The 15,390-nt window shown below is 69.6% G+C and carries 14 protein-coding genes; 7 read left to right on the top strand and 7 right to left on the bottom strand.

Going from position 1 to position 15,390, the window contains the following annotated elements:
* The first annotated feature begins 56 nt into the window (after nucleotides 1-56).
* Entirely contained in the window at nucleotides 57-641 is a 585-nt protein-coding gene (locus OG417_RS36535) for a GNAT family N-acetyltransferase (RefSeq protein WP_329238839.1), read from the top strand.
* 16 nt (nucleotides 642-657) lie between these two features.
* Here the strand turns inward: OG417_RS36535 and OG417_RS36540 are convergent, their stop codons facing one another.
* From OG417_RS36540 to OG417_RS36570, 7 genes are all read right to left on the bottom strand, one after another.
* Nucleotides 658-2,088 (bottom strand): gamma-aminobutyraldehyde dehydrogenase, encoded by a 1,431-nt coding sequence (locus OG417_RS36540; RefSeq protein WP_329238841.1) that lies wholly within the window; start codon nucleotides 2,086-2,088, stop codon nucleotides 658-660.
* A gap of 39 nt (nucleotides 2,089-2,127) precedes the next feature.
* Entirely contained in the window at nucleotides 2,128-2,934 is an 807-nt protein-coding gene (locus OG417_RS36545) for an ABC transporter permease (protein WP_329238844.1), read from the bottom strand.
* Nucleotides 2,931-3,821, bottom strand: coding sequence for an ABC transporter permease (locus tag OG417_RS36550; RefSeq protein ID WP_329238847.1), 891 nt, complete (start codon nucleotides 3,819-3,821; stop codon nucleotides 2,931-2,933). The genes OG417_RS36545 and OG417_RS36550 overlap by 4 nt, the downstream gene beginning before the upstream one ends.
* Before the next feature lie 10 nt (nucleotides 3,822-3,831).
* Nucleotides 3,832-5,034 carry an ABC transporter substrate-binding protein gene (locus tag OG417_RS36555; protein WP_329238850.1) on the bottom strand — a complete coding sequence of 401 codons (1,203 nt, stop codon included), beginning with the start codon at nucleotides 5,032-5,034 and terminating at the stop codon, nucleotides 3,832-3,834.
* Between the two features lie 103 nt (nucleotides 5,035-5,137).
* The gene (locus tag OG417_RS36560) at nucleotides 5,138-6,196 is read right to left on the bottom strand and encodes an ABC transporter ATP-binding protein (protein ID WP_329238853.1); all 1,059 of its coding nucleotides are present in this window, start codon (nucleotides 6,194-6,196) and stop codon (nucleotides 5,138-5,140) included.
* An 8-nt stretch (nucleotides 6,197-6,204) separates the two neighbouring features.
* Nucleotides 6,205-7,380 (bottom strand): ABC transporter substrate-binding protein, encoded by a 1,176-nt coding sequence (locus OG417_RS36565; RefSeq protein WP_329238856.1) that lies wholly within the window; start codon nucleotides 7,378-7,380, stop codon nucleotides 6,205-6,207.
* A 51-nt stretch (nucleotides 7,381-7,431) separates the two neighbouring features.
* The gene (locus OG417_RS36570; protein WP_329238859.1) at nucleotides 7,432-8,262 is read right to left on the bottom strand and encodes a sirohydrochlorin chelatase; all 831 of its coding nucleotides are present in this window, start codon (nucleotides 8,260-8,262) and stop codon (nucleotides 7,432-7,434) included.
* Nucleotides 8,263-8,674: 412 nt separating this feature from the next.
* Between OG417_RS36570 and OG417_RS36575 the strand changes: the two genes are divergently transcribed.
* The 6 genes from OG417_RS36575 to OG417_RS36600 all read left to right on the top strand — a co-directional run bounded on the left by OG417_RS36575 (nucleotide 8,675) and on the right by OG417_RS36600 (nucleotide 15,375).
* Nucleotides 8,675-11,458 carry a sensor histidine kinase gene (locus OG417_RS36575; RefSeq protein ID WP_329238862.1) on the top strand — a complete coding sequence of 928 codons (2,784 nt, stop codon included), beginning with the start codon at nucleotides 8,675-8,677 and terminating at the stop codon, nucleotides 11,456-11,458.
* Nucleotides 11,458-11,862, top strand: a complete 405-nt coding sequence (locus OG417_RS36580; RefSeq protein ID WP_285632749.1) for a roadblock/LC7 domain-containing protein — start codon at nucleotides 11,458-11,460, stop codon at nucleotides 11,860-11,862. Before OG417_RS36575 ends, OG417_RS36580 begins: the two co-directional genes overlap by 1 nt.
* Before the next feature lie 135 nt (nucleotides 11,863-11,997).
* The gene (locus OG417_RS36585) at nucleotides 11,998-12,360 is read left to right on the top strand and encodes a DUF742 domain-containing protein (RefSeq protein WP_329238865.1); all 363 of its coding nucleotides are present in this window, start codon (nucleotides 11,998-12,000) and stop codon (nucleotides 12,358-12,360) included.
* Nucleotides 12,341-12,955 (top strand): GTP-binding protein, encoded by a 615-nt coding sequence (locus OG417_RS36590; RefSeq protein WP_285632744.1) that lies wholly within the window; start codon nucleotides 12,341-12,343, stop codon nucleotides 12,953-12,955. The genes OG417_RS36585 and OG417_RS36590 overlap by 20 nt, the downstream gene beginning before the upstream one ends.
* Nucleotides 12,956-13,223: 268 nt before the next feature.
* Nucleotides 13,224-13,790 carry a nucleotide exchange factor GrpE gene (locus OG417_RS36595; RefSeq protein WP_329238868.1) on the top strand — a complete coding sequence of 189 codons (567 nt, stop codon included), beginning with the start codon at nucleotides 13,224-13,226 and terminating at the stop codon, nucleotides 13,788-13,790.
* A gap of 1 nt (nucleotide 13,791) precedes the next feature.
* Nucleotides 13,792-15,375 carry an Hsp70 family protein gene (locus tag OG417_RS36600; RefSeq protein ID WP_329238871.1) on the top strand — a complete coding sequence of 528 codons (1,584 nt, stop codon included), beginning with the start codon at nucleotides 13,792-13,794 and terminating at the stop codon, nucleotides 15,373-15,375.
* Nucleotides 15,376-15,390: the final 15 nt, after the last annotated feature.

The following is a 15,390-nucleotide window of genomic DNA, read 5'->3' on the forward strand; positions in this document are numbered from 1 at the left end:
ATGCGGCGATCAAGGACGGGCCATCCACCGGCCGTCGCTGTCTAAGCTCAGCGGACATGAGTGATCAACTGCGGCTGCGGCCGGTGGCCGAGGAGGATCTCGCGGTGATCGAGCGGCTCACCGGCGATCCGGAGGCCGCAGGAGAACACGGCTGGCACGGGTGGCTCGCCCCGCGGGCGTACCGGCGGCGCTGGGAGGAGACGGGCCTGCTCACCGACGACGGCGGCACGCTGATGGTCGTCGGCCCGGCCGAGCCGCTCGGGTTCGTCCAGTGGCACCGGCAGCGGACGAACCGCGTCTCCCACTGCTGGAACATCAGCATCGGGATGCTGCCCGAGGTGCGCGGCCTCGGGTACGGCACGGAGGCGCAGCGGCTGCTCGTCGACTACCTGTTCGCCCACACGCAGGTCAACCGGGTCGAGGCGGTGACCGAGATCACCAACACGGCCGAGCAGTGGGCGCTCAGCAAGGCCGGCTTCACCCGTGAGGGCGTGCTGCGCGGCTACGGGTTCCGCGACGGCGGGTGGCATGACGCGGTGATGTACAGCGTCGTGCGCGAGGACCTCGGCAAGGAGCGCGGCGACATGGCGGTCCTGCGCCCGCCGCGCCGCGGCCAGAACGGCCCGCGGCGCGACGGATAGCGGATCTCCCGCGGGCTCAGGCCTCGATGTTGGACATCACGTGCTTGACGCGCGTGTAGTCCTCGAAGCCGTACATCGACAGGTCCTTGCCCTGGCCGGAGTGCTTGAAGCCGCCGTGCGGCATCTCGGCGACCAGCGGGATGTGCGTGTTGATCCAGACGCAGCCGAAGTCGAGCCGCTTGGCCATGCGCATCGCGCGGCCGTGGTCGCGGGTCCACACCGAGGAGGCGAGGCCGTAGCGCACGCCGTTGGCCCAGCGGACCGCCTCGTCCTCGTCGGAGAACCGCTGCACGGTGATGACCGGGCCGAAGATCTCGTCCTGGATCGCCTCGTCGTCCTGGCGCAGCCCGGACACGACCGTGGGCTCGTAGAAGAAGCCCTGCTCGCGGGCGCGCGAACCGCCGGCGCGGACGGTGGCGTGCGACGGGAGCCGGTCGACGATCCCCGAGACGCGGTCGAGCTGGTTCGCGTTGTTCAGCGGGCCGTACAGCACGTCCTCGTCGTCCGGCAGGCCGGTCCTGGTCTCGGCGGCGACCGCGGCGAGGGCGTCGGCGAAGTCGTCGTGCACGCCGGGACCGGCGAGCACGCGCGTCGCGGCGGTGCAGTCCTGGCCGGCGTTGAAGTACCCCGCCTCGGCGATGGCCGCGGCGGCGGCCTCCACGTCGGCGTCGTCGAACACCACGACCGGCGCCTTGCCGCCGAGCTCGAGGTGGACGTTCTTCAGGTCGTTCGCGGCCGAGCGCGCCACCTCCATGCCGGCGCGTACGGACCCGGTGATCGAGACCATCTGCGGCGTCGGGTGGTCGACGAGGAGGCGCCCGGTGTCACGGTCGCCGCAGACGACGTTGAACACGCCCGGCGGCAGGAACTCCGCCGCGATCTCGGCCATCAACGCCGTCGTGGCCGGAGTCGTGTCGGAGGGCTTGAGCACGACCGTGTTGCCCGCCGCGATCGCCGGCGCGAACTTCCACACCGCCATCATCATCGGGTAGTTCCACGGCGTGACCTGGGCGCACACGCCGATCGGCTCACGCCGGACGAACGAGGTGTGGCCGGCCATGTACTCCCCCGCCGACCGGCCCTCCAGGACGCGCGCCGCGCCGGCGAAGAACCGGATCTGGTCGACCATCGGCGGGATCTCTTCCGAGGCCGTCAGGCCGAGCGGCTTGCCGGTGTTCTCCGACTCCAGCGCCACGAGCTCGTCGGCGCGGGACTCGATGGCGTCGGCGATGCGCAGCAGCGCGAGCTGGCGCTCGGCGGGCGTCGTGTCCCGCCAGCCCTCGAACGCGGAGGCCGCGGCGGCGAAGGCGGCGTCGACGTCGGCCTGGCCGGAGACCGGGGCCGTGCCGAACGCCTCACCGGTGACCGGGCTGATCAGATCGGCGGTACGTCCGTCGGCGGCGTCGGAGTACGAGCCGTTGACGAAATTGCGGACGGTGCGCTTCATTGCGTCCTCCCTTGTGAACGTGGACGGCGCCGGGCCTCACTAGATGGCGCGGGTGTCCCCGGAGATGCGCTGGGCGATGTAGACGGGCACGACCGACAGCACGATGAGCGCGGCGGCCACCACGTTGACGATCGGTGCCTGGTTGGGCCGGAAGAGGTTGTTGAAGATCCAGATGGGCAGCGTCTCCACGCCGGCGCCCGCGGTGAAGGTGGTCACGATGATCTCGTCGAACGACAGCGCGAACGACAGCAGGCCACCGGCCAGCAGCGCGGACCGCAGCAGAGGGAACGTAACGTACCGGAAGGTCTGGAAGGTGTCCGCGCCAAGGTCGGCCGAGGCCTCCTCGACGTTCGTCCCCAGCCGCCGAAGCCGCGCCAGGACGTTGTTGTAGATGGTCACGATGCAGAACGTCGCGTGCCCGACGATCACCGTGAACAGGCCGAGTTGGATCCCCAGCGGCGACAGCACCGTGCGGAAGGCGTTGTTGAGCGCGATGCCGGTGACGATGCCGGGCAGCGCGATCGGGAGGATGACCAGCAGCGACACCGTCTCCCGGCCGAAGAACCGGTACCGCTGCACCGCGAACGCGGCCATCGTGCCCAGCACGCACGCGACCGCCGTGGCGCCCAGGCCGGCCTTGACCGAGGTCCACAGCGCCGACCGCACGCCGCCGTTCTGCCAGGCGCGCGACCACCACTCGCCGGTGACGTGGGTGGGCGGCCAGGCGAACGTCTTGTCGGCGTTGAACGAATTGATCAGCACGACGAACAGCGGCACGTAGATGATCGCGAGACCGACGATCATCGCCACGCGCAGCGCGATCCGCGTGCCCCGAGAGAGAGTCACAGGTTCTCCAGGGCTCCGGTACGGCGTACCGCGAGGAGGTAGATGACCATGATGGCCACGGGGATGGTCGCGACCGCGGCGGCGAACGGCAGGTTGTTCGCCGTGCCGACGTTGTCGTAGACCACGTTGCCGATCAGCTGGCTGCGCCCGCCGACGATGCGCACCGCGATGTAGTCGCCGAGCGACAGCGAGAACGTGAAGATCGAACCCGCGACGACGGCGGGGAAGACCGTCGGCCACACGACCGTGCGGAACGTGCGGAAGGAGCGCGCGCCCAGGTCTCCGGCCGCGTCGAGCAGGGAGTTCGGCAGCCGCTCCAGCCCCGCGTAGATGGGCAGGATCATGTACGGCAGCCACAGGTAGGCCAGGGTGACGGTGGTGGCGGGCAGGCCGTACCCCGGGCCGTGGCCGCCGACCGGGCTCAGGAACCAGTCGAGCACGCCCGAGCCGGAGAACATGATCCGCCAGGCGTACGCCTTGACCAGGTACCCGGCCCAGAGCGGTGTCAGCACGGCGATGACCAGCCAGCGCTGCGCGCGCGGCGAGGCGATCTTGGCCATGTAGAACGCCATCGGGAAGGCCACCAGGCTGTCGATGACGGTCACCGCGGCCGCCACTCCGACGCTGCGCAGCGTGATGGTCCGGTAGACGCTCTCGTTCACCAGGTCCTGGAAGTTGCCCAGGTCGAAGACCTTCACCACGTCGCCGGTGAACTCGTTCGTGGTCCAGAACGCCGTGACGAACAGCGCCGCGAGCGAGCCGAGGTAGGCGATCACGAGCCACAGCAGTGGCACGGACAACAGCCCGGCGAGCCGGATCGAGGGCCGCCGGTGGAGCAGCCCGGCGAACCGGCGAACCGGCCCGCCGGGCGAGGTGACGCTAATCATCGGGGGATCGTCAGCCCTTGATCTGCGTCCAGGCCTGCGTCCACTTGGCGTAGTCGACGCACTTGACGTTCTTGCGTCCGTCAAGGCACTGGGAGATCGGGGTGTTCCAGTAGTGCACCTTGTTCCAGTACGGCTCATCCGCCGCGTGGAAGGTGTCGCAGAACTTCTTGTCGCTGGTCTCCGCGCACGCCTTGCTGTTGGACGGTGCCTCACCGAACCACTCGGCGACCTGGGCGTTCGCCTTCGGGGAGACGATCCAGTCCATCCACTTGTAGGCGCAGTTGGGGTGCTGGGCCTTGGCCGCGACCATCCAGGTGTCCGACCAGCCGGTCGAGCCCTCCTTGGGCAGGGTCGTCTCGACCGGCACCTTGTCGGCGGTCAGGCCGTTCGCGATGACCTGCCACGTGGTGCCGAGGACGGTGTCGCCGCTCTTGAAGGACTGCTGGGACTTCAGGTAGTCCGACCAGTACTCGCCGACGTTGTTCTTCTGCTGCTTGAGCAGGTTGACCGCGGCGTCGAACTGCTTCTGGTCCAGCGCGTACGGGTCCTTGATGCCCAGGCTCGGCTGCGTCGCGGACAGGTACAGCGCGGCGTCGGCGATGTAGATCGGCGAGTCGTAGGCGGTGATGTGGCCCTTGTACGGGGAGTTAGCGTCGAAGACGACGCCCCACGAGTCCGGGGCGGGCTTGACCTTGTCCGTGCGCCACATGAGGAGGTTCGCGCCCCGGCCGTGCGGGATGCCGTACGCGACGCCGTTGACCGAGTTCCAGGGCTTCATCTTCAGGCCGCTGAAGATGTCCTTGTAGTTCGGCACCAGGTTGGTGTTGACGGGCGCGACCGAGCCGGCGGCGATGAGGCGCAGCGACGCGTCACCCGAGGCCGACACGGCGTCGTACTGGCCGGTCTTCATCAGGTTGACCATCTCGTCGGACGTGCCGGCGATCTTGGTGTTGACCTTGCAACCGGTGGCCTTCTCGAACGGGTGGACCCAGTCGACCGACTTGTCGTTCGAGCCGTCCTCGGCGTAGCCCGCCCAGGCCACGAGGTTGACTTGACCTTCGCCCGGACCGAGGGACTTCAGTGCCGGGATCTTCGGAGGCGTGAAGCCGGCGACGCTGTCGCCACCGCCCTTGGAGCTGTCGCTGTCGCCGCAACCGGCCGCCAGCAGCGAAACGGCAGCCATCGCGACGACCGCGAGGCGCGTGAACCGCATGGGGACTCCGATCAGGATGGGGGGTATCGGATGAGGGAATTCCGGTAGACGCCGCGATGGGGGCACCGCGACGCAGCGGTCGGCCGGACCCGCCGACCGCGTGTCACATCGGACCGGTGATGGAGAACTCGTGCTCCCGCCGCCATGCGAGCCTGACCCGGGCGTCGCGCAGCTTGAGCACATCCATCGATGAGGCCTGCAGATTCTGCTGCACGGCCACCAGCCGGCCGCCCGCGTCGAGGTCCACGACGAATCGGGTGGCCGCACCCGCGTAGACGACCTCCGCCACCGTGCCGATCGCGGAGTTCTCGCCTTCGCGCAGTTCCGCGTCGACCTGGGTGTCGACGCGAAGCTTCTCCGGGCGGACGCTGTAGACGCCCTCCCGGCCGAGGATGTCGAGGGCCGCCTGGCCCTCGATGAGGTTGGAGGTGCCGACGAAGCCCGCGACGAACGACGACGCCGGCCGTTCGTACACCTCCGCGGGCGTACCGACCTGCTCGATCCGACCCGCGTTGAACACCGCGATGCGGTCGCTCATCGTCAGGGCCTCCTCCTGGTCGTGCGTGACGAACAGGAACGTGATGCCGATCTCCCGCTGGATGGCCTTCAACTCGACCTGCATCTCCTCGCGGAGCTTGAGGTCGAGCGCGCCCAGCGGCTCGTCGAGCAGGAGGACCTTGGGCCGGTTGACGAGCGCGCGGGCCAGGGCGACGCGCTGGCGCTGGCCGCCGGAGAGCTGGCCGGGCTTGCGCTTGTCATAGCCCTCGAGGCGTACGGTCCGCAGGGCCTCCAGCGCGCGTTCGCGGCGCTCCTTGGCGGGCACCTTCTTGACCTTGAGGCCGTACTCCACGTTGGCCAGGACGTTCATGTGCGGGAAGAGCGCGTAGTCCTGGAAGACCGTGTTGACGTCGCGGTCGAAGGGCGCCAGCCCGGTCACGTCATGCCCGCCGAGGCTCACGCGGCCCTCGGTGGGCGTCTCGAAGCCGGCGATCATCCGCAGGACGGTCGTCTTGCCGGAGCCGGACGGGCCGAGCATCGCGAAGAACTCACCGTCGCGCACGTCGAGGTCGACCCCGTCGACCGCGGCGACCTCGCCGAAGACCTTCCGGACTCCACGCAGGCTCACCGCGGCCGCCACGTCGCCGCTCTCGTCAATCGTCATGTCTCTCGTCAACCCTTGATCTGCGACCAGAGCTCGGTCCATTTGGAGTAGTCGACACAGACCGCGCCGCGCGAGTCGCCACAGTCCGCGACGGGAGTCTTCCAGAAAGCCAAGCGACGGTAAAAATCGACGTCGTTGGCGTGGAATTGGGCGCAGAAACCTTTCGCGGCGTACGAGCATGCCTTAGGATTCGCCGGCGCCTCGCCGAACCACTGCGCGACGGCGGCCTGGATCTTGGGAGCGCTGATCCAGTTCATCCACTTGTACATGCAGTTCGGGTGCTCCGCCCGGGAGGCGATCATCCAGGTGTCCGACCAGCCGGTGGCGCCCTCCTGAGGGATCGTCGTGCCGATCGGCGCACCCTCGGACTTGGCGAGCTGCGCGGTCACCTGCCAGGCGGTCCCGGCCCAGTTGTCGCCCGCCTTGAACGACTGGATCTCGTCCAGGTAGTTCGACCAGTACTGGTTGACGTTGGGGCGCTGCTGCTTCAGGAGGGCGACCGCGGCGTCGAACTGCTCCTGCGTCAGCTCGTACACGTCGGTGATCTTCAGGTCCGGCCGGTGGGCCTTGAGGTAGAGCGCGGCGTCCGCGATGTAGGTCGGCGAGTCGTAGTCGACGACGTGGTCGGCGGCCGGCGACTTCGGGTCCCAGACGATGCTCCACGAGGTGGGCTTCTGGCTGATCTTGTCGGTGCGGTACGTGAGGTAGTTCGCGCCGTAGCCGTGCGGCACGCCGTACATCTGGCCCTTGACCGAGTTGTACGGCTGGTTGCGCAGGTAGGACGCGATGTCGCCGTAGTTGCGCAGCAGGTTGGTGTTCACCGGGGCGACCGTGCCGCTGTAGATGAGCCGCAGCGAGGCGTCGCCGGAGGCCGAGACGCCGTCGTACTGCCCGGTGTTCATCAGCGCGACCATCGAGTCGGACGTGTCGGCCACCTTGGCGTTGACCCGGCAGCCGGTCTTGCGCTCGAAGGGGGTGACCCAGTCGACCTTCTTGTCCGTCGAGCCGTTCTCGGCGTAACCCGCCCAGATGACCAGGTTCAGGCTGCCCTCGGACGCGCCGATCTCCTGCTGCATGGCGACCTTCGGCACCGCCGCCTGCTGCCCGGAGCCGGAGTCCGACCCGCACGCTCCGGCCGCGAGAACGAGCGCCACCGCGCAGGCGAGCCTTGTGAGTCGCATCATTTTCTGTTCAGGCCCCTCACTCGCTCACTCCTGTTCAGGCCCCTCACTCGCTCACTCCTGCACCTCACCGATGAACGGTTCCATCGCCACTTCGTAACGGAGGTTGACGAGGCGGACCACCGATCCGTGCGCACCGAGCGGCGCCCCGCATCCGAGGCCGGCCTCGGCCGCGAGCTTGGCGAGCTGCTCGTGGTCGAGTTCCGGGCCGATGACGTACGGCGCCACGGCGATCCGCTGGGCGCCCGCCTCGCGGAGGCGGGTCACCGCCTCGGCGACCGTCGGGGGGCCGTCGACCGCGGCGGCGACCACCGGGACCGCGAGCCGGGCGGCGAGCAGGACGGCCGTCATGTCGGCCTCACGCACGGCCTCGGCCCCGCCGGTCGCGGCCACGATCACGGCGTCCGTCGCGGCGCCGATGCTGAACTGCCGGATGCGGTCCGCCCGGGCCAGTCCGGCGTCCGCGAGCCGTACGTGCAGGGCCTCGGCGAGAAGGGGGTGCGGGCCGAGCGGGTCGGTGACGACCACGCGGTCCGTCTTCACCCCCGCCTCGTCGATGCCGGCCTGGATCTGGGCGTACGTGCGGGCGTGCGGGCCGGTGATCAGGGGCACCACCACGGCGGCGCGGTCCTCGGGCAGTCCGCGCACCACGTCGGTGAACGTGGAGCCGAGGAGTCCGACCCGGACGTCGAGTTCGGTCCGCGCGGTACGGGTGGCCGAGGCGATCTCCTCGGCGATGTCCGGGTCCTCACCGGGAACCGCCAGCACGAGGACGGGGGCGTCCGGCGGAAGGTCTGCGGACGCCGGCCGGCGGTGTCGCCCGCTGGGCAACGATGAGCGCCCGCGTACAGGGAGCGTCTCCGGGGGCTGGTCGTCATAGATCACGATGGCGGAGTCTAGAGGTTGTCAAAGCAGCTCGTGGGGCCCTTGTGACCGAACGTCCGATATTTATGTCTCGGCCGGACCGCAGCGCGCGAACCCGTCAGATGCCGTTCCACCAGGCATTATCTGAGCTGCTGACCCACTGTTTCGCCCCAGGTGGCAAGCGCTCGTTAGGGACATATTTACGGACATGGTCGGGCTTCAGACCCGTGCGTAGTAGAGTCCTGCGCGTTCGCTCGGGTGCCCCTCCGTCATCGGTGTCCCCTCCGTCTAACTGAAAGTCGAGCCTGTCGCGGTGCAATCTAAGGACCGTCGAGTGGGATCAGATGCCAGTCAGCGGCCGCCCCGGTTCCAGGCCGGCCGCGTTTTCCGTTCAGTCCGCTTCAAGATCATCTTGCTGTTGATCGTGCCTTTGGTGTCGTTGAGCACCCTGTGGGCGTTCGCGGCGAGCATCACGCTGGGCGACGGATTGAACCTGCGCCATGTGAACACCATCCAGGACCACCTCGGATATCCCTCCGGCGCGCTGGGGAGCGCCCTGGAGACGGAACGACGGCTGTCGATGGTCTATCTCGGCAGCAAGTCGGACGGCGACCGGGCGGCGATGGAGTCCGCGCGGCTCGTCACGGACCGGCAGGCGGAGCAGTTCCGCCGGCTGGCCGTCGACAAGAGCGCCCAGAATGTGATCAGCGCGCAGTCGCGTGAGTGGACCAAGGAGATCCTGGGATCCCTGGACGACCTGCCGGCCCGGCGCCGGCAGGTCGACACCCGCTCCACCAGCCGCGCGCAGGTCTTCACCCGCTACACCAGCGTCGTCTCCACCATCAACCAGCTGCAGGCCTCGCTCGCGACCCTGAGCGACCCGGGGGTGACCAAGGACTCCGGCACCGAGGTCGCGCTGGCCCGCGCCCGGGAGGTGCTGTCGCAGGAGGACGCGCTGCTGTCCGGCGCGCTCGCGGCGGGCCGGCTCACCTTCGCCGAGCACGTGCAGTTCACCAAGCTCGTCGGCACCCAGCACAACCTCTACAACGACCTGCTGCCCGACCTGCGCTCCGACGACCGCGCCCTCTACCAGCGGATCATCTCGACCCCCGAGTACGCCCGGCTCGAGTCGCTGGAGAACCGCTTCACCGACCACATGCCCACGTCCGCGCCGAAGACCATGGGCGGCATGCAGGGCATGAACAACACGCCGCCCAACCCGCAGATCACCGCCGAGACGCCGGTGCAGTGGAAGACGACCGTGTCGTCGGTCCTCACCCGGTTCCGCGGCCTGGAGCTGGTCGCGACCTCGGCCGCGAACGACCGCGCCAAGCCGATCGCGAACGGCATCATCCTGCGCGTCGCCCTCGCCGGGGCGCTCGGTCTCGTCGCGGTCATCGCCTCGCTGATCCTGTCGCTGTGGGTCGGCCGCTCGGTCATCCGCGAGCTGACCGGGCTGCGGCGCGCCGCCCTCGACCTCGCCAACGAGCGGCTGCCCGGCGTCATCCGCCGGCTGCGCCGCGGTGAAGACGTCGACGTGGCCGCCGAGGCGCCGCCGCTGTCGTTCAGCACCCGTGAGATCGACCAGGTGGGCCAGGCATTCAACGCCGCACGGCGCACCGCCATCCAGGGCGCGGTCGAGGAGGCCGCGCTGCGCCGCAGCATCAGCGACGTCTTCTTGAACCTGGCGCGCCGCAACCAGGCGCTCCTGCACCGCCAGCTCAGCCTGCTGGACACGATGGAACGCCGGGTCGCCGAGCCGGACGAGCTGGACGACCTGTTCCGCCTGGACCACCTCGCCACCCGCATGCGCCGTCACGCGGAAGGCCTGATCATCCTCTCCGGCCAGGCGCCCGGCCGAGGCTGGCGCAACCCGGTGCCGGCGGTCGACGTCGCCCGCGCCGCCGCGGCCGAGGTGGAGGACTACGCGCGCGTCACCGTCACGACGATGCCGCAGGTGTCCATCGCCGGAACGGCCGTCGCCGACCTCATCCACCTGCTCGCCGAGCTGATCGAGAACGCCACGCTCTACTCACCGCCCGACACGACCGTGCAGGTCACCGGGCAGATCGTCGCGCACGGCTTCGCGATCGAGGTGGAGGACCGAGGCCTGAGCATGGACCCGGCGGCGCTGGCGGAGGCCAACGAGAAGCTGGCCCGGCCGCCGGACTTCGACCTGTCCAACAGCGCGCAGCTCGGCCTGTTCGTCGTCGGCCGGCTCGCCCAGCGGCACTCGATCCAGGTCACGCTCCGCACGTCGCCGTACGGCGGGACGACCGCGATCGTGCTGCTGCCCGACGGCATCGTGGTGCGCAGCGGCGAGCAGGGCGAGCTGGAGTCCGGCAGCCCGCTCGCGGTGACCCGCCGCGGTGAGGACGCACTGGTGCCCATCGGCGCCATCGGCCCGCCGTCCTTCGGCGACCGGGGCAGCGGCCCGGAGACCGGTCCGATCCAGCTGACCGGCGGGGGCGAACGCCCTCCGCTGCCGCAGCGTCACAACGGCACGCCCGCCTCCTTCAGCGGGTCGAGCAACGGATCGCACCCGGCGCCGCAGGACACCGGATCGTTCGGCACCTCCTCGTTCGGCACGGCCGCGAACCACTTCGACACCGGGCCGGCGGACCCGTACGACACGGACCCGCGCGGGACCGGCCACGGCACGGCGCCGTACGAGACGAACGCCTTCGACTCCGGTCACCCGGACTCCTCCTCGTTCGGCGGTGGCTACGGGCCCGGTGACGGCGGTGGCCACGGATCCGCTGACAGCGGATACGGCGGCGGCTCCGACACCGGCCGGTGGAACGTCCCGTCGACGACCGAGGACACCGGCGGGCGGCCGCCGCTGCCGCGACGCCACAACGAGCCGGGCACTCCGGACCCCGCGGCCGGGCAGCGCCGTTCGCTGTTCGAGCCCGCGGACGAGCCACCGGCCGACCCGGCCGAGCCGTCGAGCCCGGCCCGGGACGAACCGCCAACGGCCGCCCCATCGGCCGACGCGCAGAGCGGTTCCGGCAAGCCCGCGCTGCCGCGGCGCGTGCGCCAGGCGAGCCTGGCGCCGCAGCTGCGGGAAGAGGTCGAACCGGTCAGTGAAGCCGCGAGCGAAGAACGTTCGCCCGAGGAGCTCCGCACCATGCTGAGCTCCATCCAGAAGGGCTGGCTGCGCGGTCGCTCGGACGCCGAAGACACCGCCACCGGCCACGAAGAGGAGGACATCTGATGTCAGCGGGTTCTGCGGGGGAACTCAACTGGCTGCTGGACAATCTCGTCAACCAGGTCGCCCAGGTGCACCAGGCGGTCGTCCTGTCCAGTGACGGTCTGCTCGTCGGAGCGTCGACGGGTCTGACGCGTGAGAACGCCGAGCATCTGTCGGCGGTCGCGGCCAGCTTCCAGAGTCTGGCGCGCAGCGCCGGACGGCAGTTCGGCGGTGGCGCCGTGCGCCAGACCATCGTCGAGATGGACCATGCCTTCCTGTTCGTCACCGCCGCCGGGTCCGGCGCGTGTCTCGCCGTACTCGCCGGCTCCGACGCGGACGTGGGCATGATCGCGTACGAGATGGCGATGCTCGTCAAGCGGGTGGGCCAGCACATGTCCACGCTCCCCCGCTCGGCCGTGGAATCGTGACGTCGGATGAGCGATCACATCGAAACGGCGGTAACGGCACGGCGACGCCGGGCCATCGATCCGAGAGGCAGACGCGGGCCCCGGGACGCGACCGGCCCGGTTCCCCCGCGCGCGGCCTGCGGGCGGGGCGGTTGAATGAGCGAATGGCTCGACGACGAGGCCGGGCCGGTCGTCCGGCCGTACGCACTGACGAGGGGCCGTACACGCTCGTCCCGAGAGGGCTTCGAGCTGATCGCCATCATCGCGACGGCCGCCACCTCGCAATTCGCACCCGCGGGAGCCGGGCCGGAGCACATCGCGATCCTCGAGATGTGCGTCCGGCCGCTTTCCGTGGCCGAGATATCGGCGAGGATGAAACTTCCCCTCGGCGTTGTCCGGGTGCTGCTCGGTGACCTACTGGACCACGGGCTGATCGCCGTCCGACGGCCCGAGCCGGACAATCGTCTCCCCAATGAACGGCTTTTGAAGGAAGTGCTGAATGGACTCCAAGCGCTCTGACCCCTCGCGGGGCGCTGCCATGCCGCTCGCCGTGAAGATCCTGGTGGCGGGCGGATTCGGTGTGGGCAAGACCAGCATGGTCGGCGCGGTCAGCGAGATCCGGCCGCTGCGGACCGAAGAGCAGCTGACCGACCGCAGCGTCGGCGTCGACGACGTCTCCGGCGTCGAGCGCAAGACCACGACGACCGTGGCGATGGACTTCGGCCGCATCACCATCCGCGACGGTCTGGTCCTGTACCTGTTCGGCACGCCCGGCCAGGACCGGTTCTGGTTCATGTGGGACGAGCTCGCCCTGGGCGCGCTCGGCGCGGTCGTGCTCGCCGACACCCGGCGTCTCGCCGACAGCTTCCCCTCGATCGACTACTTCGAGCGCCGCCGGCTCCCGTTCATCATCGGGGTCAACTGCTTCGACGGCGCCGTCCGGTACGACACCGAGGAGATCCGGGCGGCGCTGGACCTGGACCCCAAGATCCCGGTCATCCTGTGCGACGTGCGCAAGCGGGAGTCCGGCAAGCAGGTGCTGATCACGTTGGTGGAGCACGTGCTGGAGGTCATGGCCGAGCGCCAGCGCCAGCCGGGCGCCGCCCTGCGATAGGAGCTGTTTCACAGGCCCGCCGTACGCGCCTTTCCACCGGCCCGCCGTACGGGCGGGGCCTGTGAAACATCTCCCGGTGGATGCGCGCCCGATCAATACCCTTTTGTCATATTCGGGCGCGGTTTGGAAGTCAACACGGGGTCAAGGCTCGCCGACAAGGGTCTTCGCCAGAGCCAAGTGAAGTGCCGATAAGGCTGGTGTCCGCATCCGGGCATGGACACAATGGGACTGGCGAGTTCGCTCACTCAGAGTTATGGTGCGAGATCCAATGCCCGAAGACCCCTCTTCCCCCAAAGACGGGACCACGCCCCCGCCGGCCTCCGCCGACGGGGCGATCGCGGCATCTCTCGCGCAGATACACAGTGTGCTGGCCGACCTCGCGAAGGCGGCGGGCCGTGAGCACGACCGGGCCGCACACCGTGAGCGCGTCATCGACCGGCTGCACGAGGAGAACGGCCGGCTGCGGCACAACGAGCTGCAGGCCGCCTTCGAGCCGGTGCGCACATCGCTCTACCGCCTCTATGACCTGGTCCGGCGCGAGTCGGAGCGGGAGAGCGCGGACCCAGCACACACACCCAAGCTCCTGGCGGCGATCGCCGACGAGCTGGCCGAGATCATCGCGCGGACGGGGGTCGAGCGCATGCCCGTGCACGAGGGCGAGCCGTTCGATCCGGCACGGCACCGCCCTGCCGGCACGTGCGATGTGGGCGACGCCGAGCTGGACGGCACCGTCGCGACGGTCCAGCGCGCCGGCTTCGTCCGCGGTGAAAAGGTCGTACGACGGGCCGAGGTGATCGTCGCCCGAACGGCGGCCGACCCGGTCGGAGGGGATTGACATGGCTGTCTACGGAATCGATCTGGGCACGACCCATTCCTGCATCGCACGCATCGGCGACGTCGGCCGTCCCACCGTTCTGCGCAACATGGAGGGCACCGACACGACGCCGTCCGTCGTCTACTTCGAGTCCGCCGACAACGTCGTGGTCGGCGCTCCGGCGAAGGACACCGCCGTGCTCTCCCCCGATCTGGTGGTGAGCCTGATCAAGCGGGACATGGGCCACGACGTCACGCGCGAGCTGCACGGGCGCGACCACTCACCCGAGGAGATCTCGGCCTTCATCCTGCGCAAGCTGGTCGCCGACGCGAAGGCCACCACCGGCGAGGACGCCGACGACGTCGTCATCACCGTGCCCGCCTACTTCGGCGCGGCCGAGCGCGACGCGACCCGCAAGGCCGGCCACATCGCCGGGCTCAACGTCATCGACATCATCTCCGAGCCGGTCGCGGCCGCGATCACCTACGGCGTGCTCAACCCCGACCAGGACCGCACGATCCTGGTCTACGACCTCGGCGGCGGCACCTTCGACACCACGGTCATCACGTTGCGTGACGGCGACATCGGGGTCGTGTGCACCGACGGCGACCACGAGCTGGGCGGTGCCGACTGGGACGCGCGTGTCGTCGAGCACCTCGCCGAGCGCTTCGCCGAAGAGCACCCCGACGTGAGCGACCCGCTGGAGGACCCGCACACCGAGCAGCAGCTCCGGCACGACGCCGAGGAGGCGAAGAAGGCCCTGTCGCTGCGCACCCGGCACGTCGTGCGCGTCATGCACGAGGGCAGGGTCGCCACGGTGGAGCTGACGCGGGACAAGTTCGAGGAGATCACCAAGGACCTGCTCGACCGCACCATCGAGATCACCGGGCGCACGCTGGCGACCGCCGCCGAAAAGGGCGTCAAGGACTACGACGACCTGGTGCTCGTCGGCGGCTCCACCAAGATGCCCGCGGTGCCGCAGCGCCTGGCCAACGAGCTGTCGCTCAAGCCGAAGCTGCAGGACCCCGACCTCGCGGTGGCCAAGGGCGCGGCGCTGTACGCCTTCGAGGAGACCTACCGCCAGCTGCTGGCCAAGGGCGAGACCGAGAAGGCGCTCGACCTGGCCTCGCGCGCCGGCCTGTCCGAGGCCGAGCAGGAGCGCATGGCGTCCCGGCAGATCACGACGGTCGCCTCGCGCGCCTTCGGGGTGATCGCGCTGGACCCGGTGACCGCGCAGGAGCACGTCGTCCACCTCGTCCACGCCAACGACGCGCTGCCCCGCGGCAAGTCCCGTGAGTTCGGCACCGTCGACGAGGACCAGACGATCGTCAAGATCATCGTGGTGGAGCAGGCGGGCAGCGCCGAGTCGACCGAGGTCGCGCACAACAACCCGATCGCGGACGGCGAGCTGAAGATCCCGCCCGGAAAACCGGCGGGCTATCCGATCGAGGTGACGTTCGCCCTCGACACCTCCGGGCTGCTGCACGTCACCGCGGTCGAGAAGGAGACGGCCGAGGAGCTCACGCTCGACGTACGCGTCGGCGGAATGTCCGAAGACGAGGTACAGGAGTCCCGTACCGACCTGGCCCACGTACGCGTCGACTGAGAGACTGTGACCCGG

It is taken from the genome of Actinoallomurus sp. NBC_01490 (assembly GCF_036227085.1).
GTDB lineage: Bacteria > Actinomycetota > Actinomycetes > Streptosporangiales > Streptosporangiaceae > Actinoallomurus > Actinoallomurus oryzae.

What these genes read in the sequence shown, in the direction of transcription:
- OG417_RS36535 (WP_329238839.1), top strand. Translation starts at nt 57, where the DNA reads ATGAGTGATCAACTGCGGCTGCGGCCGGTGGCCGAGGAGGATCTCGCG.
- OG417_RS36540 (WP_329238841.1), bottom strand. Translation starts at nt 2,088, where the DNA reads ATGAAGCGCACCGTCCGCAATTTCGTCAACGGCTCGTACTCCGACGCC.
- OG417_RS36550 (WP_329238847.1), bottom strand. Translation starts at nt 3,821, where the DNA reads ATGATTAGCGTCACCTCGCCCGGCGGGCCGGTTCGCCGGTTCGCCGGG.
- OG417_RS36555 (WP_329238850.1), bottom strand. Translation starts at nt 5,034, where the DNA reads ATGCGGTTCACGCGCCTCGCGGTCGTCGCGATGGCTGCCGTTTCGCTG.
- OG417_RS36560 (WP_329238853.1), bottom strand. Translation starts at nt 6,196, where the DNA reads ATGACGATTGACGAGAGCGGCGACGTGGCGGCCGCGGTGAGCCTGCGT.
- OG417_RS36565 (WP_329238856.1), bottom strand. Translation starts at nt 7,380, where the DNA reads ATGATGCGACTCACAAGGCTCGCCTGCGCGGTGGCGCTCGTTCTCGCG.
- OG417_RS36580 (WP_285632749.1), top strand. Translation starts at nt 11,458, where the DNA reads ATGTCAGCGGGTTCTGCGGGGGAACTCAACTGGCTGCTGGACAATCTC.
- OG417_RS36585 (WP_329238865.1), top strand. Translation starts at nt 11,998, where the DNA reads ATGAGCGAATGGCTCGACGACGAGGCCGGGCCGGTCGTCCGGCCGTAC.
- OG417_RS36590 (WP_285632744.1), top strand. Translation starts at nt 12,341, where the DNA reads ATGGACTCCAAGCGCTCTGACCCCTCGCGGGGCGCTGCCATGCCGCTC.
- OG417_RS36595 (WP_329238868.1), top strand. Translation starts at nt 13,224, where the DNA reads ATGCCCGAAGACCCCTCTTCCCCCAAAGACGGGACCACGCCCCCGCCG.
- OG417_RS36600 (WP_329238871.1), top strand. Translation starts at nt 13,792, where the DNA reads ATGGCTGTCTACGGAATCGATCTGGGCACGACCCATTCCTGCATCGCA.